Origin of the sequence: Streptomyces dengpaensis, assembly GCF_002946835.1 — a bacterium.
In the GTDB taxonomy this organism is placed as follows: domain Bacteria; phylum Actinomycetota; class Actinomycetes; order Streptomycetales; family Streptomycetaceae; genus Streptomyces; species Streptomyces dengpaensis.
The window spans coordinates 2,232,955-2,249,881 of record NZ_CP026652.1; the positions used below are offsets into that span (position 1 = coordinate 2,232,955).

Sequence of the window (16,927 nt, forward strand, 5' to 3'; positions counted from 1 at the left end):
CTCTGGGCGCTCTCAGACGGCCCCGGCTCCGGTGAGCGCGCGCACCTCGGTCTCGGCGTGCTTGGCCTCGTCCGGAGGCTCCGCCGAGGTGACCGTGCCGAGCCAGCCCGCGAGGAAGCCCAGGGGGATCGAGACGAGGCCCGGGTTCTCCAGCGGGAAGTACTGGAAGTCCACGCCCGGGAACAGCGATGCGGGGCTCCCCGACACCATCGGCGACAGCAGCACGAGCACCAGCGCCGGCACCAGGCCGCCGTAGACGGCCCACACCGCGCCGCGCGTCGTGAAGGACCGCCAGAACAGCGAATACAGCAGCACCGGCAGATTCGCGGACGCGGCGACCGCGAAGGCGAGGCCCACCAGGAAGGCCACGTTGAGATCGCGGGCGAGCAGCCCCAGGCCGATCGCGACGACGCCGATGCCGACGGCCGCCGCTCGCGCCACGGCCACCTCGCTGCGCGGCTTCGCGTGCCGACGGCGCAACGACGCGTACAGGTCGTGGGCCACGGACGCCGAGGACGCGAGGGTGATTCCGGCGACGACCGCCAGGATCGTGGCGAAGGCAACGGCGGCGACGATCGCGAAAAGAACCGTTCCTCCCGTTGAATTCGTGCCACCGCCCAGATCGAGCGCCAGCAGCGGGACCGCCGTGTTCCCCGCCGCGTTCGACCCCCGCACCGTCTGCGGACCGACGATCGCGGCCGCGCCGAAGCCCAGGACGATCGTCATCAGGTAGAAGCCCCCGATGAGTCCGATCGACCAGACCACCGAGCGGCGCGCGGCCCGCGCCGTCGGCACGGTGTAGAAGCGGGACAGGATGTGCGGCAGCCCGGCCGTGCCGAGCACCAGCGCAAGGCCAAGGCTGATGAAGTCGAAGCGCGCCGTCCAGTCCCCGCCGTACTTCAGCCCGGGCGCCAGGAACGCGTCACCGTGCCCGCTGCGCGCCGCCGCCGCCCGCAGCAACTCGTTGAAGTCCCCGTGGAATCGCACCAGGACGAGCACGGTCAGTGCCATGGCCCCGCTCAGCAGCAGGACGGCCTTGACGATCTGAATCCACGTGGTGGCCCGCATCCCTCCCAGCGACACATAGATCACCATGAGCGCGCCGACGCCGATCACCGTCCAGTTCCGCGCGGCGTCGCTCGTGCCCCCCAGCAGGAGCGCGACCAGGCTGCCCGCTCCCACCATCTGCGCCACCAGATACAGAACGGACACGGTCACCGACGAAGTTCCCGCCGCGATCCGCACCGGCCGCTCGCTCATCCGCGCCGCGACCACGTCCGCGAGCGTGAACCGCCCGCAGTTGCGCACCAGTTCGGCCACCAGGAACAGCACCACGAGCCACGCCACGAGAAACCCCACGACGTACAACAACCCGTCGTAGCCGTAGAGCGAGATGAGTCCCGTCACCCCGAGGAAGGAGGCCGCCGACATGTAGTCACCGGAGATGGCAAAACCATTCTCCATCGGCGAGAACAGCCGCCCACCGGCATAGAACTCCTCCGCCGACCCATGCCGGTTGCGGCTCACCCACGTCGTGATCGCCAGCGTCACCGCCACAAACGCGCTGAACAGCAGCAACGCCAGCGTCTGATGGTTGCCGGTCACCGCTCACCACCTCTGACGTTCCGCGTCAGCTCCTGGGTGTCCCAGCGCAGGTCGAGTGCGGCCCGGTCCCTCCGCAGCCGCGCATGGCGCGCGTACGCCCAGGTGAACAGGAACGTCGTGAGGAACTGCCCGAGCCCTGCGAGCAGCGCCACGTTCACGGCACCGGCGACCGGCCGGGCCATGAACTCGGGCGCCGTCGTCGCGGTCACCACATAGCCCACGTACCAGGTGAAGAACACCGCGACGCCCGGGACCACGAACCTCCGGTACCGGCTGCGCACTTCCTGGAAGGCCGCACTGCGCTGCACCTCCACATAGACACCGGCCGCCCCGCCCGCCCGTCCTTCGTGCTCCGGGCGGGCCGCCGGCACGGCGGGAGCGGGCGCACCCGTGCCGTCCAACTCACCCCAGCCGGAGGCGAGCGCGTCGTACCAGGGGTCGTCGAACCGGGCCTTCCCGGTGTCGACGCCGTCGTGCTTCTCCACCGAACTCTCCTTGTCCGCGGCCCATTTCGGCCGCGTGCCCAAGGATGGACAGATCGGGAAGATCCCGAACTCTTCTCTCCGCGCTCTTCACTCCATCAGGTGACTCAACCCACCGGTGGCAGTACGAGACCTTGCCCATAGGCGTAACGGACGCCCCCGCCTTGGCGAAGAGGTTATTGATGTAGCCCTACGCACCCGCACCCGCACCCGCACCCGCACCCGCACCCGCACCCGCACCCGCACCCGCCAACGGACGGAAGGGCCGTGCCGCTACATCACATGCCCGTCGCTTACGTTCGGATCTGGAGACGCTTCCCCACAAGCCAACGTCTGATCCAGCGGCGACGGGCGGATGTACCGGCACGGCACGGCCCCGACCCACCCACCCGCGCACAGCGAACCGGCAAGCAACAGCGGCAGCGCCTACGCGTCGATCCGCGACCGATCCAACGTAGCCGCCGAGTTGGAGATGAACTCCTTTCGCGGCGCCACATCGTTCCCCATCAGCAGATCGAACACCTGCTCGGACGCCTCAAGGTCGGAGATGTTGATCCGGCGCAGAGTCCGGTGACGCGGATCCATCGTCGTCTCGGCCAGTTGGTCGGCATCCATCTCGCCCAGACCCTTGTACCGCTGAATCGAGTCCTTGTAGCGCACGTTCTTGCGCTGCAGCTCCAGCAGCGTCTCCCGCAGTTCACCGTCCGAGTACGTGTAGATGTATTTGTCCTGGCCCTTCTTGGGCTGGCTGAGCTCAATGCGGTGCAGCGGAGGCACCGCCGCGAACACCCGCCCCGCCTCGACCATCGGCCGCATGTAGCGCTGGAACAGCGTCAGCAGCAGAGTCCGGATGTGCGCGCCGTCGACATCGGCGTCGACAAGGAGAATGATCTTCCCGTAGCGCGCCGCGTCAATGTCGAAGGTCCGTCCGGAGCCCGCACCTATGACCTGGATGATCGCACCGCACTCGGCGTTCTTGAGCATGTCCGTCACGGACGCCTTCTGAACGTTGAGGATCTTGCCGCGGATCGGCAGCAGCGCCTGGAACTCGGAGTTCCGGGCGAGCTTCGCCGTACCGAGCGCGGAGTCGCCCTCGACGATGAAGAGCTCACTGCGCTCCACGTCGTCACTGCGGCAGTCGGCGAGCTTGGCGGGCAGCGAGGAGGACTCCAGGGCCGTCTTCCGGCGCTGCGCGTCCTTGTGCTGACGGGCGGCGATCCGCGTACGGGCGGCGGCGACGGCCTTCTCCAGAACGACCCGCGCCTGCGCGGCGGCGTCCCGCTTCGTGGAGGTCAGGAACGCCTTGAGCTCCTTGGAGACCACGTTCGTCACGATGCGGCGGGCCGCGGAGGTACCGAGGACCTCCTTGGTCTGGCCCTCGAACTGTGGCTCGGCGAGGCGCACGGTGACGACGGCGGTCAGGCCCTCCAGGGCGTCGTCCTTGACGATGTCGTCCTCGGCGACGCGGAGCAACTTCTTGGTCCGCAGTACCTCGTTGACGGTCTTCGTGACGGCCTGCTCGAAGCCCGCCATGTGAGTACCGCCCTTGGGCGTGGCGATGATGTTCACGAACGACTTCAGGGTCGTGTCGTAACCGGTGCCCCAGCGCAGCGCGACATCGACGCCGAGCTCACGCGTGACCTCGGTCGGCGTCATCTGCCCGTGGTCGTCGAGAACCGGGACCGTCTCCTTGAAGGTGCCGTGTCCCCAGAAGCGGAGGACGTCGCAGACCGGCTTGTCGGTGGCCAGGTACTCGCAGAACTCGCTGATGCCGCCGTCGAAGCGGAAGGACTCCTCACCCTTGCTGCCGTCCTCGCCCAGCCCGTACTCGTCGCGGACGACGATGGTCAGGCCCGGCACCAGGAAGGCGGTCTGCCGGGCACGCTGGTGCAGGTTCTCCAGGGAGAGCTTGGCGTCCTTGAGGAAGATCTGGCGGTCGGCCCAGTAACGCACGCGCGTGCCGGTGCGGGTCTTGGGGATCTTCTTGAGCTTGCGCAGCCCGCCCGTCGCGTCGAAGGCGTCGTCGGGACCGTCCGCCTTGAACGCTCCCGGGGTGCCGCGCCGGAAGCTCACCGCGTGGGTGTGCCCGCCCCGGTCCACCTCGACGTCCAGGCGGGCGGAGAGCGCGTTCACCACGGAGGCGCCCACGCCGTGCAGACCGCCGGAGGCCGCGTACGAGCCGCCGCCGAACTTGCCGCCCGCGTGCAGCTTGGTCATCACGACCTCGACGCCGGAGAGGCCGGTCTTGGGCTCCACGTCGACCGGGATGCCGCGGCCGTTGTCCCGCACCTCCACCGAGGCGTCGTCGTGCAGGATCACCTCGATGTGGTCGCAGTAGCCCCCGAGGGCCTCGTCCACGGAGTTGTCGATGATCTCCCAGAGGCAGTGCATCAGACCGCGGCTGTCGGTCGACCCGATGTACATACCCGGGCGCTTGCGCACGGCCTCGAGCCCCTCGAGGACGAGCAGGTGCCGCGCGGTGTAGTTGGAACCGTCCCGGTCTGCTCCGGTCAGCAGCGCTGTGGACGGCACGGACGTCTCGGCGGTCACGCGGTTCGCTCCTCGCTGAATTTCAGATGGGACCCTTTTGGGTAAGGGCCCGGCTTCGGTCGCCGCTCAGAGGGTACCGAGGCCTGGTAGAGCCGTTGTAACGCCACCCTCGCATGAACTTAGACTAGTTCAGAGTCGCATGGGTGTTCGATCCCTCGATGGAGTGAAGTACATATCACGTTCCCTTCCAGGCATGAACCATTTAGGCTCCGGGCACGTCCTCATGAACAACCGGCAACCCAGCCGGGAGGGCCGACCCTGACAGACCGCGCGAACCCGTAAGACACGAAGACACGTAATACGGCCCATTCGCCGCCACCCGGCAGCAGACAGCCGCCCTGGAAGCAAATTTCCAGGAAAAGCCGCAAGCAGGAATGTTTACGGCCTGGTTGGATGTTGACCCTGGTACGACTGCTCGTCGAGCTAGAGAAGAGGCGACGTGACTACTGTTCTGACCCCCGCGAGCCCGCTGACGGCCGCTGACCGCTGCGACCGTTGCGGCGCCCAGGCATATCTGCGCGTCGTCCTCCTGAGCGGCGGAGAACTGCTCTTTTGCGCCCACCACGGTCGCAAGTTCGAGCCGGAACTCAAGAAGATCGCCGCTGAGATACAGGACGAGACGGAGCGGCTGACGACCGTTCCGGCAAGCGCCGAAGAAGAGCGCTGACACTTCGCATCAACGACGAGCGAGTGCCGGCTCCCAGGCCGGCGTAGGGGCGGCCACTCCGTGGACACAGGGAGTGACCGCCCACACTCGTACCGCATCGCCTGTTGCGCTCAGCGTTTCGCAGCGAGCGTCCGGATCACGTCCGAGACCCGCGTATAGACCCCTGGGCTCCCAGCCCACCCGCAGCCGCTCCCCCATGACACCAGGCCGATGAGCCGCCCCTGGGCGACCAGCGGGCCCCCACTGTCCCCCTGGCAGGAGTCCCGTCCGCCCTCGAGCTGTCCGGCACACAGCATGGACGCCGCCTCGTACGTGCCGTCCGCGCTGCCCGGATAGGCCTGCTCGCAATTGGCGTCGGGGAGCACCTTCACATCGGCGGCCCGAAGACTGCGGGCGTAGTCACCGGCGCCCGTCGTATCCCCCCAGCCGTAGACCACGGCGGCCGTACCCTGCCCGTACGCGGGGTCTCCGGAGGGCGCCATACGGATGACCGAGCTCTCGGGAAGCGGGGTGGCGAGCGTGAGCACGCCGAAGTCCCCGGCGTTCGTATGGCTGTCGTAATCCGGGTTGACCCAGGTGTCGCGCACCGCGATCTCCTTGCCGTCGTTCGACAGCAGGTCCCCGCGGCCCGCGATGACTCTCAGATCACGCACCTTTTGCGGTGGCGCCCCCAGGACATCCGCACTCAGGCAATGGGCCGCGGTCAGGACCGTGGACGGTCCGACCAGCACTCCTCCGCAGAACTGTCCCACGCGCGTACCCCCGAACCGGTCACGGCTGGACAGCGCCACCGTCCACGGGCTCTGGGAAATCTCGACCGGATAGCCGCCGATGACGACGCCGTCGGCCGCCGCGGGGACGGGGGACGCCAGTGGTATCGCGGCCGCGGCGGCCGCGAGGGCCAGCACTGAGGCAAAGGGACGGCGCATGCGTGCTCCTCACTCCGGGATGGTCATGGAACACCCAGAGTGATCCAGTACGCGGAGGCGTGCACTCCGCGCACGCGCGGAGGGCCCGGCTCCCCTACGGGAGCCGGGCCCTCAGTGACGTACGGTCGAGGCCTAGTCGAGGTAGTCGCGCAGCACCTGGGAGCGCGACGGGTGACGCAGCTTCGACATCGTCTTGGACTCGATCTGACGGATCCGCTCACGCGTGACGCCGTACACCTTGCCGATCTCGTCGAGGGTCTTCGGCTGACCGTCGGTGAGACCGAAGCGCATCGAGACAACGCCCGCCTCGCGCTCCGACAGGGTGTCGAGGACGGAGTGCAGCTGCTCCTGCAGGAGCGTGAAGCTGACCGCGTCGGCCGGAACCACGGCCTCGGAGTCCTCGATGAGGTCACCGAACTCGCTGTCGCCGTCCTCGCCGAGCGGGGTGTGCAGCGAGATCGGCTCGCGGCCGTACTTCTGGACCTCGATGACCTTCTCCGGGGTCATGTCGAGCTCCTTGGCCAGCTCCTCCGGGGTGGGCTCGCGGCCCAGGTCCTGGAGCATCTGGCGCTGCACGCGCGCGAGCTTGTTGATGACCTCGACCATGTGCACGGGGATACGGATGGTGCGGGCCTGGTCGGCCATCGCGCGGGTGATCGCCTGACGGATCCACCAGGTGGCGTACGTGGAGAACTTGTAGCCCTTGGTGTAGTCGAACTTCTCGACCGCGCGGATCAGACCGAGGTTGCCCTCCTGGATGAGGTCCAGGAAGAGCATGCCGCGGCCGGTGTAGCGCTTGGCCAGGGAGACCACCAGACGGAGGTTGGCCTCCAGGAGGTGGTTCTTGGCGCGGCGGCCGTCCTCGGCGATGATCTCCAGCTCGCGCTTGAGCTTGGGGGCGAGCTTGTCCGCGTTGGCCAGCTTGTCCTCGGCGAACAGACCGGCCTCGATGCGCTTGGCGAGCTCCACCTCCTGCTCGGCATTGAGCAGCGGGACCTTACCGATCTGCTTGAGGTAGTCCTTGACGGGGTCGGCGGTGGCACCGGCGGCGGCGACCTGCTGCGCGGGCGCGTCGTCCTCGTCCTCGTCGGACAGCACGAAACCCTGCGCACCGTCCTCGGTGGGCTCCTCGGTACCGGGCTTGCCCGGGGTCTCCTCGACCGCCTCGTCGTCGGTCAGCTCGACGTCGTCCTTCTTGGCGGTGGTCTTCTTGGCCGCCGTCTTCTTGGCAACGGTCTTCTTCGCGACGGCCTTCTTGGCGGTCGTCTTCTTGGCAGCGGCCTTCTTGGCGGACGCGTCCTCAGCCGGATCGTCAGCGGCGGGCACTGCCGGAGCGGCGGTGGCGGTGGCCTTCTTGGCGGTCACCGTCTTCGCCGCCACCGTCTTGGTGGCGGTGCGCTTGGCCGGACTCTTCGCTGCGACGCTCTTTCGGGTGCGCTTGGGTTCCGCGGCACTGACCATCAGCGTCACACCCTCTTCCTCGAGGATCTGGTTGAGGCTGCGCAGTACGTTCTTCCACTGAGTGGCCGGAATCTGGTCAGCTTCGAAGGCCCGACGCACGTCATCGCCGGCGATCTGCCCCTCAGCCTTTCCCCGCTCGATGAGCGCCATGACAGAGACGGACTCGGCGATCTCCGGCGGGAGCGTACGGGATGTGCTGGCCGACACGAACAACCTCTCGGAACGTTGGAAAACGGCTTCCGGCCCCGTCCAGTGCGGACAGGAGCCGACGACCGCCGACTTGGGGATGGGCCGACGGCGCGGGCGGGGGCCGGGAGGATGCACAGCGCCGTGAACGGCGTCTGTATTCCCTCCTCGACTGTCACCTCTTAGGTCATCGCGCTGCCCCGTGGAGCGTTACGCCCAATCTGCGTGGCCCGAGTCACACCCCGTAAGCACCCAAAAACGGTCAGAGACGGCCATATATGGCCAGATGAGGTCAGTCGAGGGACTCGTCGCCCCGAACCGGCGGCTCACCGCCCCCGCACCGATGGCTCACCACCCCCGCGCACCGCCGGACCCCGTCAGGTCCATGAAGGATCCGACAGGGTCCCGACGGGAGATGGTTCGCCGGCCAAGCGATGCCCTTACGGGGCACACACCCCCAGCGCGCCTGGTGCGCGGTCAGTGCTCCCGCGGGGCGGGCACCACGCGCTCCACCTCGGGGTGGACGGTGAGCAGTTGACGCATGGCCGCCTCGGCCGCCGCGCCATCGACGGCGGCGACGGCGTCGACGATGCGGGCGTGGTGCCCCAGCGAGGTCTCGTTCGGCCGGTCGCAGCCGGTGGCGGGGCCGCCAGAGACCTGGAGCGCGGCCGACACGATCCCGGAGAGGTGCTCCAGCATCCGGTTGCCGGCGAGCTGAATGAGCAGCGAGTGGAACTCCGAGTCGGCCCGCGAGAAGGTGAGCGAGTCACTCTGCGCCATGGCATGGCCCATGATCTCGACCATGTCGGCGAGCCGCTGCTGGACCTCCTCGCCTCCATGCCCGGCCGCGAGACGTGCGGCGAGCGGCTCGATGGTCCAGCGCAGCTCGCTCAGCTCGCGCCGCTGGTCGTCGCGCTGCGGCCCGAAGGCGCGCCACTCGATGATGTCCGGGTCGAGGAGGTTCCAGTCGCTGACGGGGCGCACGCGCGTGCCGACGTTCGGCCGGGCACTGACCAGTCCCTTCGCCTCGAGGACGCGGAGCGACTCGCGGACGACGGTGCGGGAGACCTCGAATCGCTGGCCGATCTCCTCGGGGACGAGCGGACGGTCCGCGCCGAGGTCGCCGGAAACAATCATCTGGCCCAGTTGCTGGACGAGTTGGCCGTGCAGCCCGCGTCCGCGGCTGCCCGCGGCGCGGCGGCCCACGCGGCCCAGCTCCGGGTCCGCGCTCTCCCACGCGGGGGCGCCCACGCGGTCGGCCCCCGAGGCCTCGGCATAGGGGTAGCGGTCGAGTTCGCCCGGGCCGGCCAGGCCGGAGTCTGCGGAGCGGGCGGCGGTCATCATGGTCTGTGCAAGGGTACTCACGGATCCTTTGTCGGCGCTGTCTCCAACTCCCTTGAGGTCTTTGGTGAAAAGCACACGAAAGGGTGATCGCTCACCCCGTCGCAATTGACGCCTTATCGGAAAGAAATGGGCTTTCTCCGGGAAGTTGCGCGCACGGCGGGAACGGAAGGACGCGGACGGTCGTCATCGGACCCTGCTCCGCATGGTCGTGAGCAGATATGCGCAGAGCAGGGCGGTGAGCGACAACATCAGTGCGCCGCCCACGGGTTGAGCGACCACGCGCACCACGGCCGCCAGAAAACGTTCGCCCCCGAACGGCCACTGCATCAGCACCACCTCGCGCAGCCTCTCGGCAAACCCGACCGCGCTCCGTACAGATGGCCCTTCCAAGGCCTTTTGTACGAGCGGTACGACGACGGTCGGCACGGCGAGCACCGCGGCGAGCCCGGCGGTCGTGGACCGGAAGATCCCTGCGGCCAGCACCCCCGCCCAGGCGCAGCCCACCACGAGACCGATCCAACTCGCACTCAGAGAAAGCCAGTCCGCGGGAACTCCGGTGAGCTCCCGTCCGTAGACGACGTAGAGCACTTCGAGGTCGCATCCGACGGTGAGGAAGGCCAGCGTCAGCGCCGTGGCGGAGGCGACGAGGAGTTTGGCGGCGAGCAGTCCCAGACGGCGGGGGACGGTGCCGCGGTCCGCGGCCAGGGCGGGGTGGCGGAACTCCTCACCGAAGGCGATGGCGCCGAGCAGTCCGGCGCCGAGCGCGGCGGGCGGCAGGGGAAGCCCTTGCGGCCACGAGGCCAGAAGGCGCGGCTGGGGCGTGTGCCCGATTCTGGCGAGGAGTACGGACAGGAGGGCCGAGGTGACGAGAACGGCGGCCGCGGTGAGGTAGCCGGTGCCGACTCCGGTGGCACGCCGCAGTTCGTAGCGCAGGGGACGCAGCGGGCTCGGGGCTGGGCGTACGGCGATGGGCGGCGGGAGAGGAGGCGGGGAGTTCGCGGTCAGCGTCTCGGCCGGGCGCGGCTCGCCGGTCGCGTCTGCGTCCCCCTCGGCGGGCGGCGTTGCGACGGGCCCCATGTCGCCGATTTCGTCGGCGAGTTGGTGTACGAGGATGCCGTGCCGAAAGGCGGTCTCGCCGACGTCGGCGCAGGTGCTGCCGTACACCGAGAGCCTATTGCCCTCCTCGCGGACAATCTCGATGGAGCGCTGGGCGGTACGGGCCTCCTTGGTCAGCAGGGCGCCGAGCCGGGCGGCGTGCGGGCTGCGGACGGCGACCCGGGGGCGGAGCCGGGTACGGGCGAAGTCCGCGACCGGCTGGTCTGCTACGAGCCGGCCCTCCTCCAGCGTGACGACCTGGTCGGCACTGCGCGCGGCCTCCTTGGGGTCGTCCGTGGTGAACAGCACGGTGCCGCCCTGGGCCGCGTGCGCGCGCAGAATCCCGTGCAGCCAACGGCCTTCGCCGGCGGAGAGGCCGTCGGCCGGGTTGTCGAGGACGAGGGTGTGCGGGTCGGCCAGAAGCGCGCACGCCAGGCCCAGGCGGCGGTCCATGCCGCGCGAGAGCGTGCCCAGGCGTTCGTCGCGGAGGCCGGCGAGGCCGACCACTTCGAGCACTTCGTCCGCACGTCGTACGGGCACACCTGCCGCGGCGCACAGCATGCGGAGCTGGCCGCGGACCGTCCGCGCCGGGTGGCCGGGCACCTCGCCCAGGAGTACGCCGACTTCACGCGACGGATGGGCGATCCGATGCAGGGGGCGGCCTCTGAAGTAGGTGATTCCGCGACCCTGTTGGAGTTCGAGCATGAGCTTCAGCGCCGTCGTCTTGCCCGCGCCCGGGGCTCCGAGGAGCGCTGTGACGCGGCCGCCGCACGCCTCGAAGGACACGTCGTCGACGGCGGGCGGAAGCTCCTTACGAGGGTTGCTGGTCAGTCCGATGGCCTGGATCACTCGCAGCAAGATAGCGCGATATTTCCGGTTTTCCGGGCACCTCGAGGCCCGTCTCGTACAGGCCTCACCCCTCCTGCCAGCAGAACCCGGCCACCACGGCCGGAACCTGTGTTCCCTAACCCGGTCAGACCTCGGGGCGCAGCATCGGCGGATTGAGGAGCGTGGCGCCGCCCGCGCGGAAGAGCTGGGCGGGGCGGCCGCCCTGGCGTGTGGTCGTGCCTCCGGTGGGCACCAGGAAGCCCGGAGTGCCCGTCACCTTGCGGTGGAAGTTGCGCGGGTCGAGGGCCACCCCCCATACCGCCTCGTACACGCGGCGCAGCTCACCGACGGTGAACTCGGTCGGGCAGAAGGCGGTGGCCAGCGACGAGTACTCGATCTTGGACCGGGCGCGCTCCACGCCGTCCGAGAGGATCTGCGCGTGGTCGAAGGCGAGCGGCGCCGCCTGCTCGCCTTCGCGGCCGTAACCCCCCTGCTGCAGCAACGCCTCGACCGGCGCCCAGCGCGCGCTCTTGGCGTCACCGCCCGCCCGGGGCGCCGGCAGATCGGGGGCCAGCGCGAGATGGGCGACGCTGACCACCCGCATCCGCGGGTCACGCTTGGGGTCGCCGTACGTCGCGAGCTGCTCCAGGTGGGCGCCGTTGTCCTGCGCCGGCGCTGACGGGTCGTGGGTGCACAGCCCCGTCTCCTCGACCAGCTCGCGCGCCGCGGCCTGAGCCAGATCCTCATCAGCCCGTACGAAGCCACCGGGGAGCGCCCACCGCCCCTGGAACGGCTGCTCGCCCCTGCGTACCGCCAGCGCGCACAGGGCATGGCGGCGCACGGTCAGCACGACCAGGTCCACGGTCACAGCGAAAGGCGGAAAGGCCGACGGGTCGTAGGGCATGCCGCGATCATAGTCGTCTGCTTGACGATAAACACTCCCTTCGTGAGCCGCATCCATGGTTGATCCACTTCCGTCGGGTACGGCGCCCACCAGCCGCCGTGGGTCGACGCCCGGGCGACGCGTCCCGCAAGGCCACACCCCCAACTGCAGTCCTTCGGCCGCCTCCTCGACCATGGCGAGGCCGAGTCTGCTGACGCGTACGGAGAATGGGGCGCCCGAGATCCTCAGTCCCGTCAGCCCGATCTCGCCCAGCGGCGCACCGCTGACCGGGCGCAGGGTCACCGTCCCGGCCGGGGCATCGGGGCGGATTCCGGCCAGGGAGGTGAGCAGCTGGACCCCGGCGGCCGCGGCCGCGGCCGCCGGACGGGAGCCGGCGGGATGGGGCAACGGGGCGCTTCCCTCCGTACGCTTCTCCCCCGCGTACATTTCGGGCAGCCGGTGGCCGAAGGTCTCGGCCGCCGCCAGGACGCCCGCAACAGCGAACTCACCTCCTTCTCGTAGCCCGCGGCGGCCAGCCCCACGACGGCGGTCACCGTTTCCTGCACACGCACGGCACCGGCGCGATGACCGAACGGGTTGTACGCCGCCTCCTTCGCCCCCAGGCTGCGCAGCCCCCAGCCCGAGTCCATGGCCGGGCCGCCGAGCAGTCGCGCCAGCTGCTCGGTCTGCATCTTGTCGAGGAGGCCGGGAGCCAGTACTCCGGAGCCGAGCAGTCCGGTGTCGAGAAGGTGGCGGTGCCCGAACCCAGGTGGGGCGCGAGGCGGCCATCCGGAGTCCGGGCGGCGGCCGGTCTGCCTCCGCTCCGGTCTTCGACCCAGAAGTCGTCGCGGAACGCCGTCCGCAGCTCTTGGGCCCACTGCCGCAGCCCCGCACCACCCGGCCGCCCCCGCGCGTCGAGCAGATCGGAGCCGAGCAGTGCCGCCCGGTGGGCGTGCGCCTGTGTCTCGCGGCGGAATGGGCCACCGGGGTCCGGGTCCGGCAGATAGGTGCCGTCGCCGACGGTGGTCCGCGTGAGGCACCGCTCCGCCGTGGGCAGCAGCTCTTCGACCTCCTGCTCCGCCAGGCCCCAGCGCCAGGCCTCCGCGAGGAGCACCGGGAAGAGCAGGGTCGCCTCGGTCGCCGTGCAGCCCGGCGGCAGGTGCGGCCCCCGGTCCCGGCGCGGTCCGGGAATCAGGCCGGACCGTGGTCCCGGACCGGCGAGTTGAGTGCGGGCGAGCGTCCGCAGGGTGCCCGCGGCGAGACGGGTACCGCGACAGCGCCATCCGCGCCGCGGCAAGTGCCTCGGCCGGTGCCAGGCCGCACCGCCAGGGAGCCCCCGCCGCGAGGTACGTGTCGGACGGATACCGGGGGTCGCGCAGCAGCAGTGCGTGGAGATCCTCGACGCAGGTGTTCAGGAGCGGCCGGACCCTGGGGTCGTCGCCGGCTGCCCGGGCTGGGGCGAACGGGCTCGCCGCGCCGCGTCCCACCGCTCTGACGGGCCAGGCACCGACCGGCCGTACCCGCAACTCCACGCTCCGCGTACCACCCGGCGGCAGTTCGAACTCCCAGCGCAGCAGTCCCGCGAGGCCAGGGCGTCGTTGGGCGGCGGGTCTGCGGTGACCGCCGAGTGCCCCATGGCGCACGACCACCGCAGGCCGAAGTCGTGGACGCTGGCGGGCAGTTCGGGCCCCGCTCGGCCCGAGGCGACCGAGCCCAGTTCCGCGAGATCCGTGCCGAGGGCGACCTCGACGGGCAGCCGCAGGGTACGAAGGGCCGCGCTGTGCAAGGTGACCCGCCGCTCGGTGCCGTCCGCGTACCGCGTCCGTTCGACGACCACGTCCGGATCCGGGCCGGCGTCGGAGGACGCGCGCAGCGTCCCCACGAAGCGGGCTCGGTCGGCCGCGACCATACGGGCCTGCACGGCGAGCGGTTCCCGGCCGGCGATCCGCACCTGGCAGCGGGAGAGCATGCGCCGCCCCGCTCGGTAGAACCCCTCCAGCCCGCGGCCGGTCAGCTGCCCCTGCTCCGAGGAGATCGCCAGGCCCGGCAGAGCCACACAGATCAGGGCCGTGTGGGCGGGCGGCAGGTCGGTGGTCCGGCGCGCCACGGGGAGCGGCGCCTGGGGAGCCGAGGGGCCGCCCGCTCCCCCGAAGGACGGCGAGGTGCCCCCTCCCGCGCGCGAGGCCGACGGGTCGCCCCGGCGTGTGACGGGCTCCGCGTTCTTGCGCAGGGAAGGACGGTCGTCGTCGGGGGCCGAGGACGGGTTGGGCAAGGACATGGGACAGCTTCCTCCGCGCTCGATGCGGGGGGAGCGCGGTCGGCGCCGGGTGGGGGACTCCGTAGGGTCCGGGGCGTTGCGGCGGCGCGGCCCGGCCACGGGTACCGCCACTCAGGTGAACGGAGCGGCCCTGCCCGGGGTCATGCCCTCGGCCGGGGAAGCTGACCGAATGGGTGTGCTGCGGGGAGGCCACACGGTCACCCGGCGCACGGTGGGCGCGTGCGGATCGGGAGGAGTGCGTTTCGTCCGGGCGGTGGAGGCACTGTTCACGCTGTTCACGGTCCGGGCAGCGGGAACTGCTCCCGGACGCGGCCCCGCAGTGGCTGCCCTCCCCACCGAAACGGCGAAGGAACCGGCCCTCGTGCGTGCGGCAGAAGAGACGCCCGCGATCGGCCGGCCGCGGGCAGCCAAGGCACTGCCTGCCCGATCCCGATCCGCCTCCCCGCACGGCAGTTTCGACACTCACGTGTCCTCCCCCGCGCCGAGCCGACCGCCCTCACGGCGTACCCGAGGTCGCCCGCCCGTGCCCCAGGCCGCGCGCCCTGGTCCGTCCCCGGCGGGCGAGGCCTCGTCGATGGGTCGGCGTCGGCGGGTGCTCGCTGTCCCGGGGCTGCGTCGACTCGTTCGAGCCCCACCGTTCCCCGCCGGGCGTGTCCGGCGTCGGCGTCGCGTGGTGGCCCCGGCGCCCGGCAGACGGGCGCCCGGCATCGGATCGGCCAGCGTCGGCTCGGCCAGCGAGAGCGGCGCCGCGGGATCGGTGGGCTGTTGCTCCGCTTCCGCGCTGGGACGGCAAGTGGGCTGCTCCGCTTCCGCCGAGGCACGGCCGGAGGGCTGCTGCTCCGCTTCCGCCGTTGGACGGCCGGAGGGCTGCTCGACTTCCGCCGAGGGACGGCCCGTGCGCTCCGCGCGCAGGCAGCGGCGGATGGACTCGGGGGCCAGGCCCTCGTTGCACGCCTGATGCAGAAGGCGGGCGAAGAGGTAGTCGGGATCAGCACCGAGCGCCATGGCGAGGGCCTCGCGGGCCTCCAGCTCGTCGCCCGTGGACCAGGCGACCCATCCGGCGAGCGTGAGGGGTGCCGCCGCGTGCTCGCGGTAGGGACCTACGCAGCGGCGGGCCAGCGCTCGCCACAGACGCAGGGCCGGACCGGCCTCGTCGCCCTCCATCCACTCCGCGGCACGGTCGCGGGTCGTGCGGTCCTGGAGGCCGAGGATCAGGGTGGCGGCTTCCTCGTGTTCCAGGAGTCCGTCGTCGCGCAGGTCCGCCGGGCGTGTGCCGGACACAAGTGGAGCGCCGGCGAGGCGTCCCATGATCCGCCGGGCCAGTTCGAGGGTCTCCTCGGCCACAGCCGCACGGCTCTCACCGTCCAGGATCCTCGGGACGAGGGCCGTGTTCGCCGTGTCGAGCGCGACCTCTTGCTCCAGCGCGTCCGGCGTCTCCCAGGGAAGGAGCCTGGCCGTCAATTCTCGTAGCGATCCTCGCACTTGGAGGCCCGCGTACGTGGCGGCGGCAGCGAGGACGGACGTCCCCGGCAGCCCCATCGCCTCGCCCTCCGGCGGACAGCACCCCTGGCCCGGGCAGGTGTACGACCAGAAGCGACCGCCGGAGACGCAGAGTGCCTCGACCACCGGGACGTCGAGGCGGCCGCACGCCGTACGCAGGAGCTGGGCGAGCGGGCGCAGACGCTCCATGACATCCCGTCCCGATTCGCCACTCCCTGGTTCCTGGCAGAGGTAGGCGACCATGCTCTCGGGCCGGGCACCTCTGCGCTCGCTTCCCTTCACCAACCCTTGTGACAGTTGCTCGGCCGCGGACGGCCAGTCCTCGGCGTGGACGGGAATCCCGAGCCGCGCACGGCCACCAAAACGTCCGCGCCGCTCCCGGTCGTGCAGGGCGACCAGCACGATGCTGTCCTCGGGGCGGTACCCGAGCAGGTAGGGCAGGGCGTCGGCCAGTTCGGACGGGGTGCGCAGGGTGACCTGAGGTTCGGTGCCGGGAACGTCCGGACCGCCGGAAATACCGTCGGCACAGGGAACACCGAGGAGGCCCTGCCCCGAGCGCGCCGCGTTCCCGCCGTCGCCGAACTGCCCGCCGAGCAGCTCCTGCCCCTCGCCCCCGGGCCGACCGCCCGGCCCTCGTTGCCCGTCGCGCTCACCGCCCCCGCCGTACCCCTCGTACCCGCCGCGTCCGTCCGGACCGCCGCGACCGCGGATGTCCTCGTTGCCGGTCCTGCCTGCCGCTTCGTCGTGATTCGTCATGCCGTGACCATCTCGCGGATCATGGAATTCCGCTTTGGCCTGTGGATAACCCTGACCATGACCGCGACAAGAGTTGTCCACAGCTCGGCGGGCGCGTTCGCGTGATGTCCGACCCATCGGATTTCATCGGGCCATGACCAACGAATACCCGCGGCCCACGGCCACCGAAGACCTGCGTACCGGCGTCAACGGAGACCTGCGTACCGCCCCTGCGTCTCCATGTCGTTCTGGAACCGCCCGCCGCTCGACCGGGCCGCGCCGGCCGGATACTCGTCTGGACGGCCGGATTCCGCCTTGTGCGGGAGGGCGTACACCTTGCGGCGCGCGCGACCGCGTACGGCCCCCGGACAAATTCCATGATCC

10 protein-coding genes and 1 pseudogene are annotated in these 16,927 nt (G+C 70.6%); 1 reads left to right on the forward strand and 10 read right to left on the reverse strand.

Features of this window, described 5'->3' with window-relative positions:
* Window positions 1-12: 12 nt before the first annotated feature.
* The 3 genes from C4B68_RS10110 to C4B68_RS10120 form a co-directional block, all read right to left on the reverse strand.
* Complete coding sequence (locus C4B68_RS10110) at window positions 13-1,605, reverse strand: solute symporter family protein (RefSeq protein WP_099503861.1); 1,593 nt, start codon at window positions 1,603-1,605, stop codon at window positions 13-15.
* Window positions 1,602-2,090 (reverse strand): DUF485 domain-containing protein, encoded by a 489-nt coding sequence (locus C4B68_RS10115; protein WP_099503862.1) that lies wholly within the window; start codon window positions 2,088-2,090, stop codon window positions 1,602-1,604. The genes C4B68_RS10110 and C4B68_RS10115 overlap by 4 nt, the downstream gene beginning before the upstream one ends.
* Before the next feature lie 423 nt (window positions 2,091-2,513).
* The gene (locus C4B68_RS10120) at window positions 2,514-4,637 is read right to left on the reverse strand and encodes a DNA gyrase/topoisomerase IV subunit B (RefSeq protein WP_099503864.1); all 2,124 of its coding nucleotides are present in this window, start codon (window positions 4,635-4,637) and stop codon (window positions 2,514-2,516) included.
* A gap of 439 nt (window positions 4,638-5,076) precedes the next feature.
* On the opposite strand from C4B68_RS10120, the gene C4B68_RS10125 reads away from it, so the two are divergent.
* Window positions 5,077-5,304, forward strand: a complete 228-nt coding sequence (locus C4B68_RS10125; protein ID WP_099503866.1) for a DUF7455 domain-containing protein — start codon at window positions 5,077-5,079, stop codon at window positions 5,302-5,304.
* A 110-nt stretch (window positions 5,305-5,414) separates the two neighbouring features.
* Here C4B68_RS10125 and C4B68_RS10130 read toward each other — a convergent pair whose 3' ends face one another.
* From C4B68_RS10130 to C4B68_RS10160, 7 genes and pseudogenes are all read right to left on the reverse strand, one after another.
* Window positions 5,415-6,233 carry a S1 family serine peptidase gene (locus tag C4B68_RS10130; RefSeq protein ID WP_099503867.1) on the reverse strand — a complete coding sequence of 273 codons (819 nt, stop codon included), beginning with the start codon at window positions 6,231-6,233 and terminating at the stop codon, window positions 5,415-5,417.
* A 132-nt stretch (window positions 6,234-6,365) separates the two neighbouring features.
* A complete protein-coding gene (locus C4B68_RS10135) occupies window positions 6,366-7,901 on the reverse strand; it encodes an RNA polymerase sigma factor (RefSeq protein WP_099504015.1) in 1,536 nt (511 codons plus the stop codon).
* Window positions 7,902-8,357: 456 nt separating this feature from the next.
* Window positions 8,358-9,245: a FadR/GntR family transcriptional regulator gene (locus C4B68_RS10140; protein ID WP_099503869.1), complete on the reverse strand. Its 888-nt coding sequence runs from the start codon at window positions 9,243-9,245 to the stop codon at window positions 8,358-8,360.
* A gap of 162 nt (window positions 9,246-9,407) precedes the next feature.
* Complete coding sequence (locus tag C4B68_RS10145) at window positions 9,408-11,168, reverse strand: ABC transporter ATP-binding protein (RefSeq protein ID WP_099503871.1); 1,761 nt, start codon at window positions 11,166-11,168, stop codon at window positions 9,408-9,410.
* A 124-nt stretch (window positions 11,169-11,292) separates the two neighbouring features.
* Window positions 11,293-12,051 (reverse strand): NUDIX hydrolase, encoded by a 759-nt coding sequence (locus tag C4B68_RS10150; RefSeq protein WP_167459300.1) that lies wholly within the window; start codon window positions 12,049-12,051, stop codon window positions 11,293-11,295.
* Window positions 12,052-12,186: 135 nt separating this feature from the next.
* Window positions 12,187-14,044: pseudogene (locus C4B68_RS10155) on the reverse strand (glycogen debranching N-terminal domain-containing protein); the annotation flags it as partial.
* A 726-nt stretch (window positions 14,045-14,770) separates the two neighbouring features.
* Window positions 14,771-16,564: a DUF4192 family protein gene (locus tag C4B68_RS10160; RefSeq protein WP_240634286.1), complete on the reverse strand. Its 1,794-nt coding sequence runs from the start codon at window positions 16,562-16,564 to the stop codon at window positions 14,771-14,773.
* Between the last annotated feature and the right edge of the window lie 363 nt (window positions 16,565-16,927).

Bases quoted from the DNA above. Each gene is read 5' to 3' on its own strand.
- C4B68_RS10130 (WP_099503867.1), bottom strand. From the start codon at position 6,233: ATGCGCCGTCCCTTTGCCTCAGTGCTGGCCCTCGCGGCCGCCGCGGCC.
- C4B68_RS10160 (WP_240634286.1), bottom strand. From the start codon at position 16,564: ATGACGAATCACGACGAAGCGGCAGGCAGGACCGGCAACGAGGACATC.
- C4B68_RS10150 (WP_167459300.1), bottom strand. From the start codon at position 12,051: ATGCCCTACGACCCGTCGGCCTTTCCGCCTTTCGCTGTGACCGTGGAC.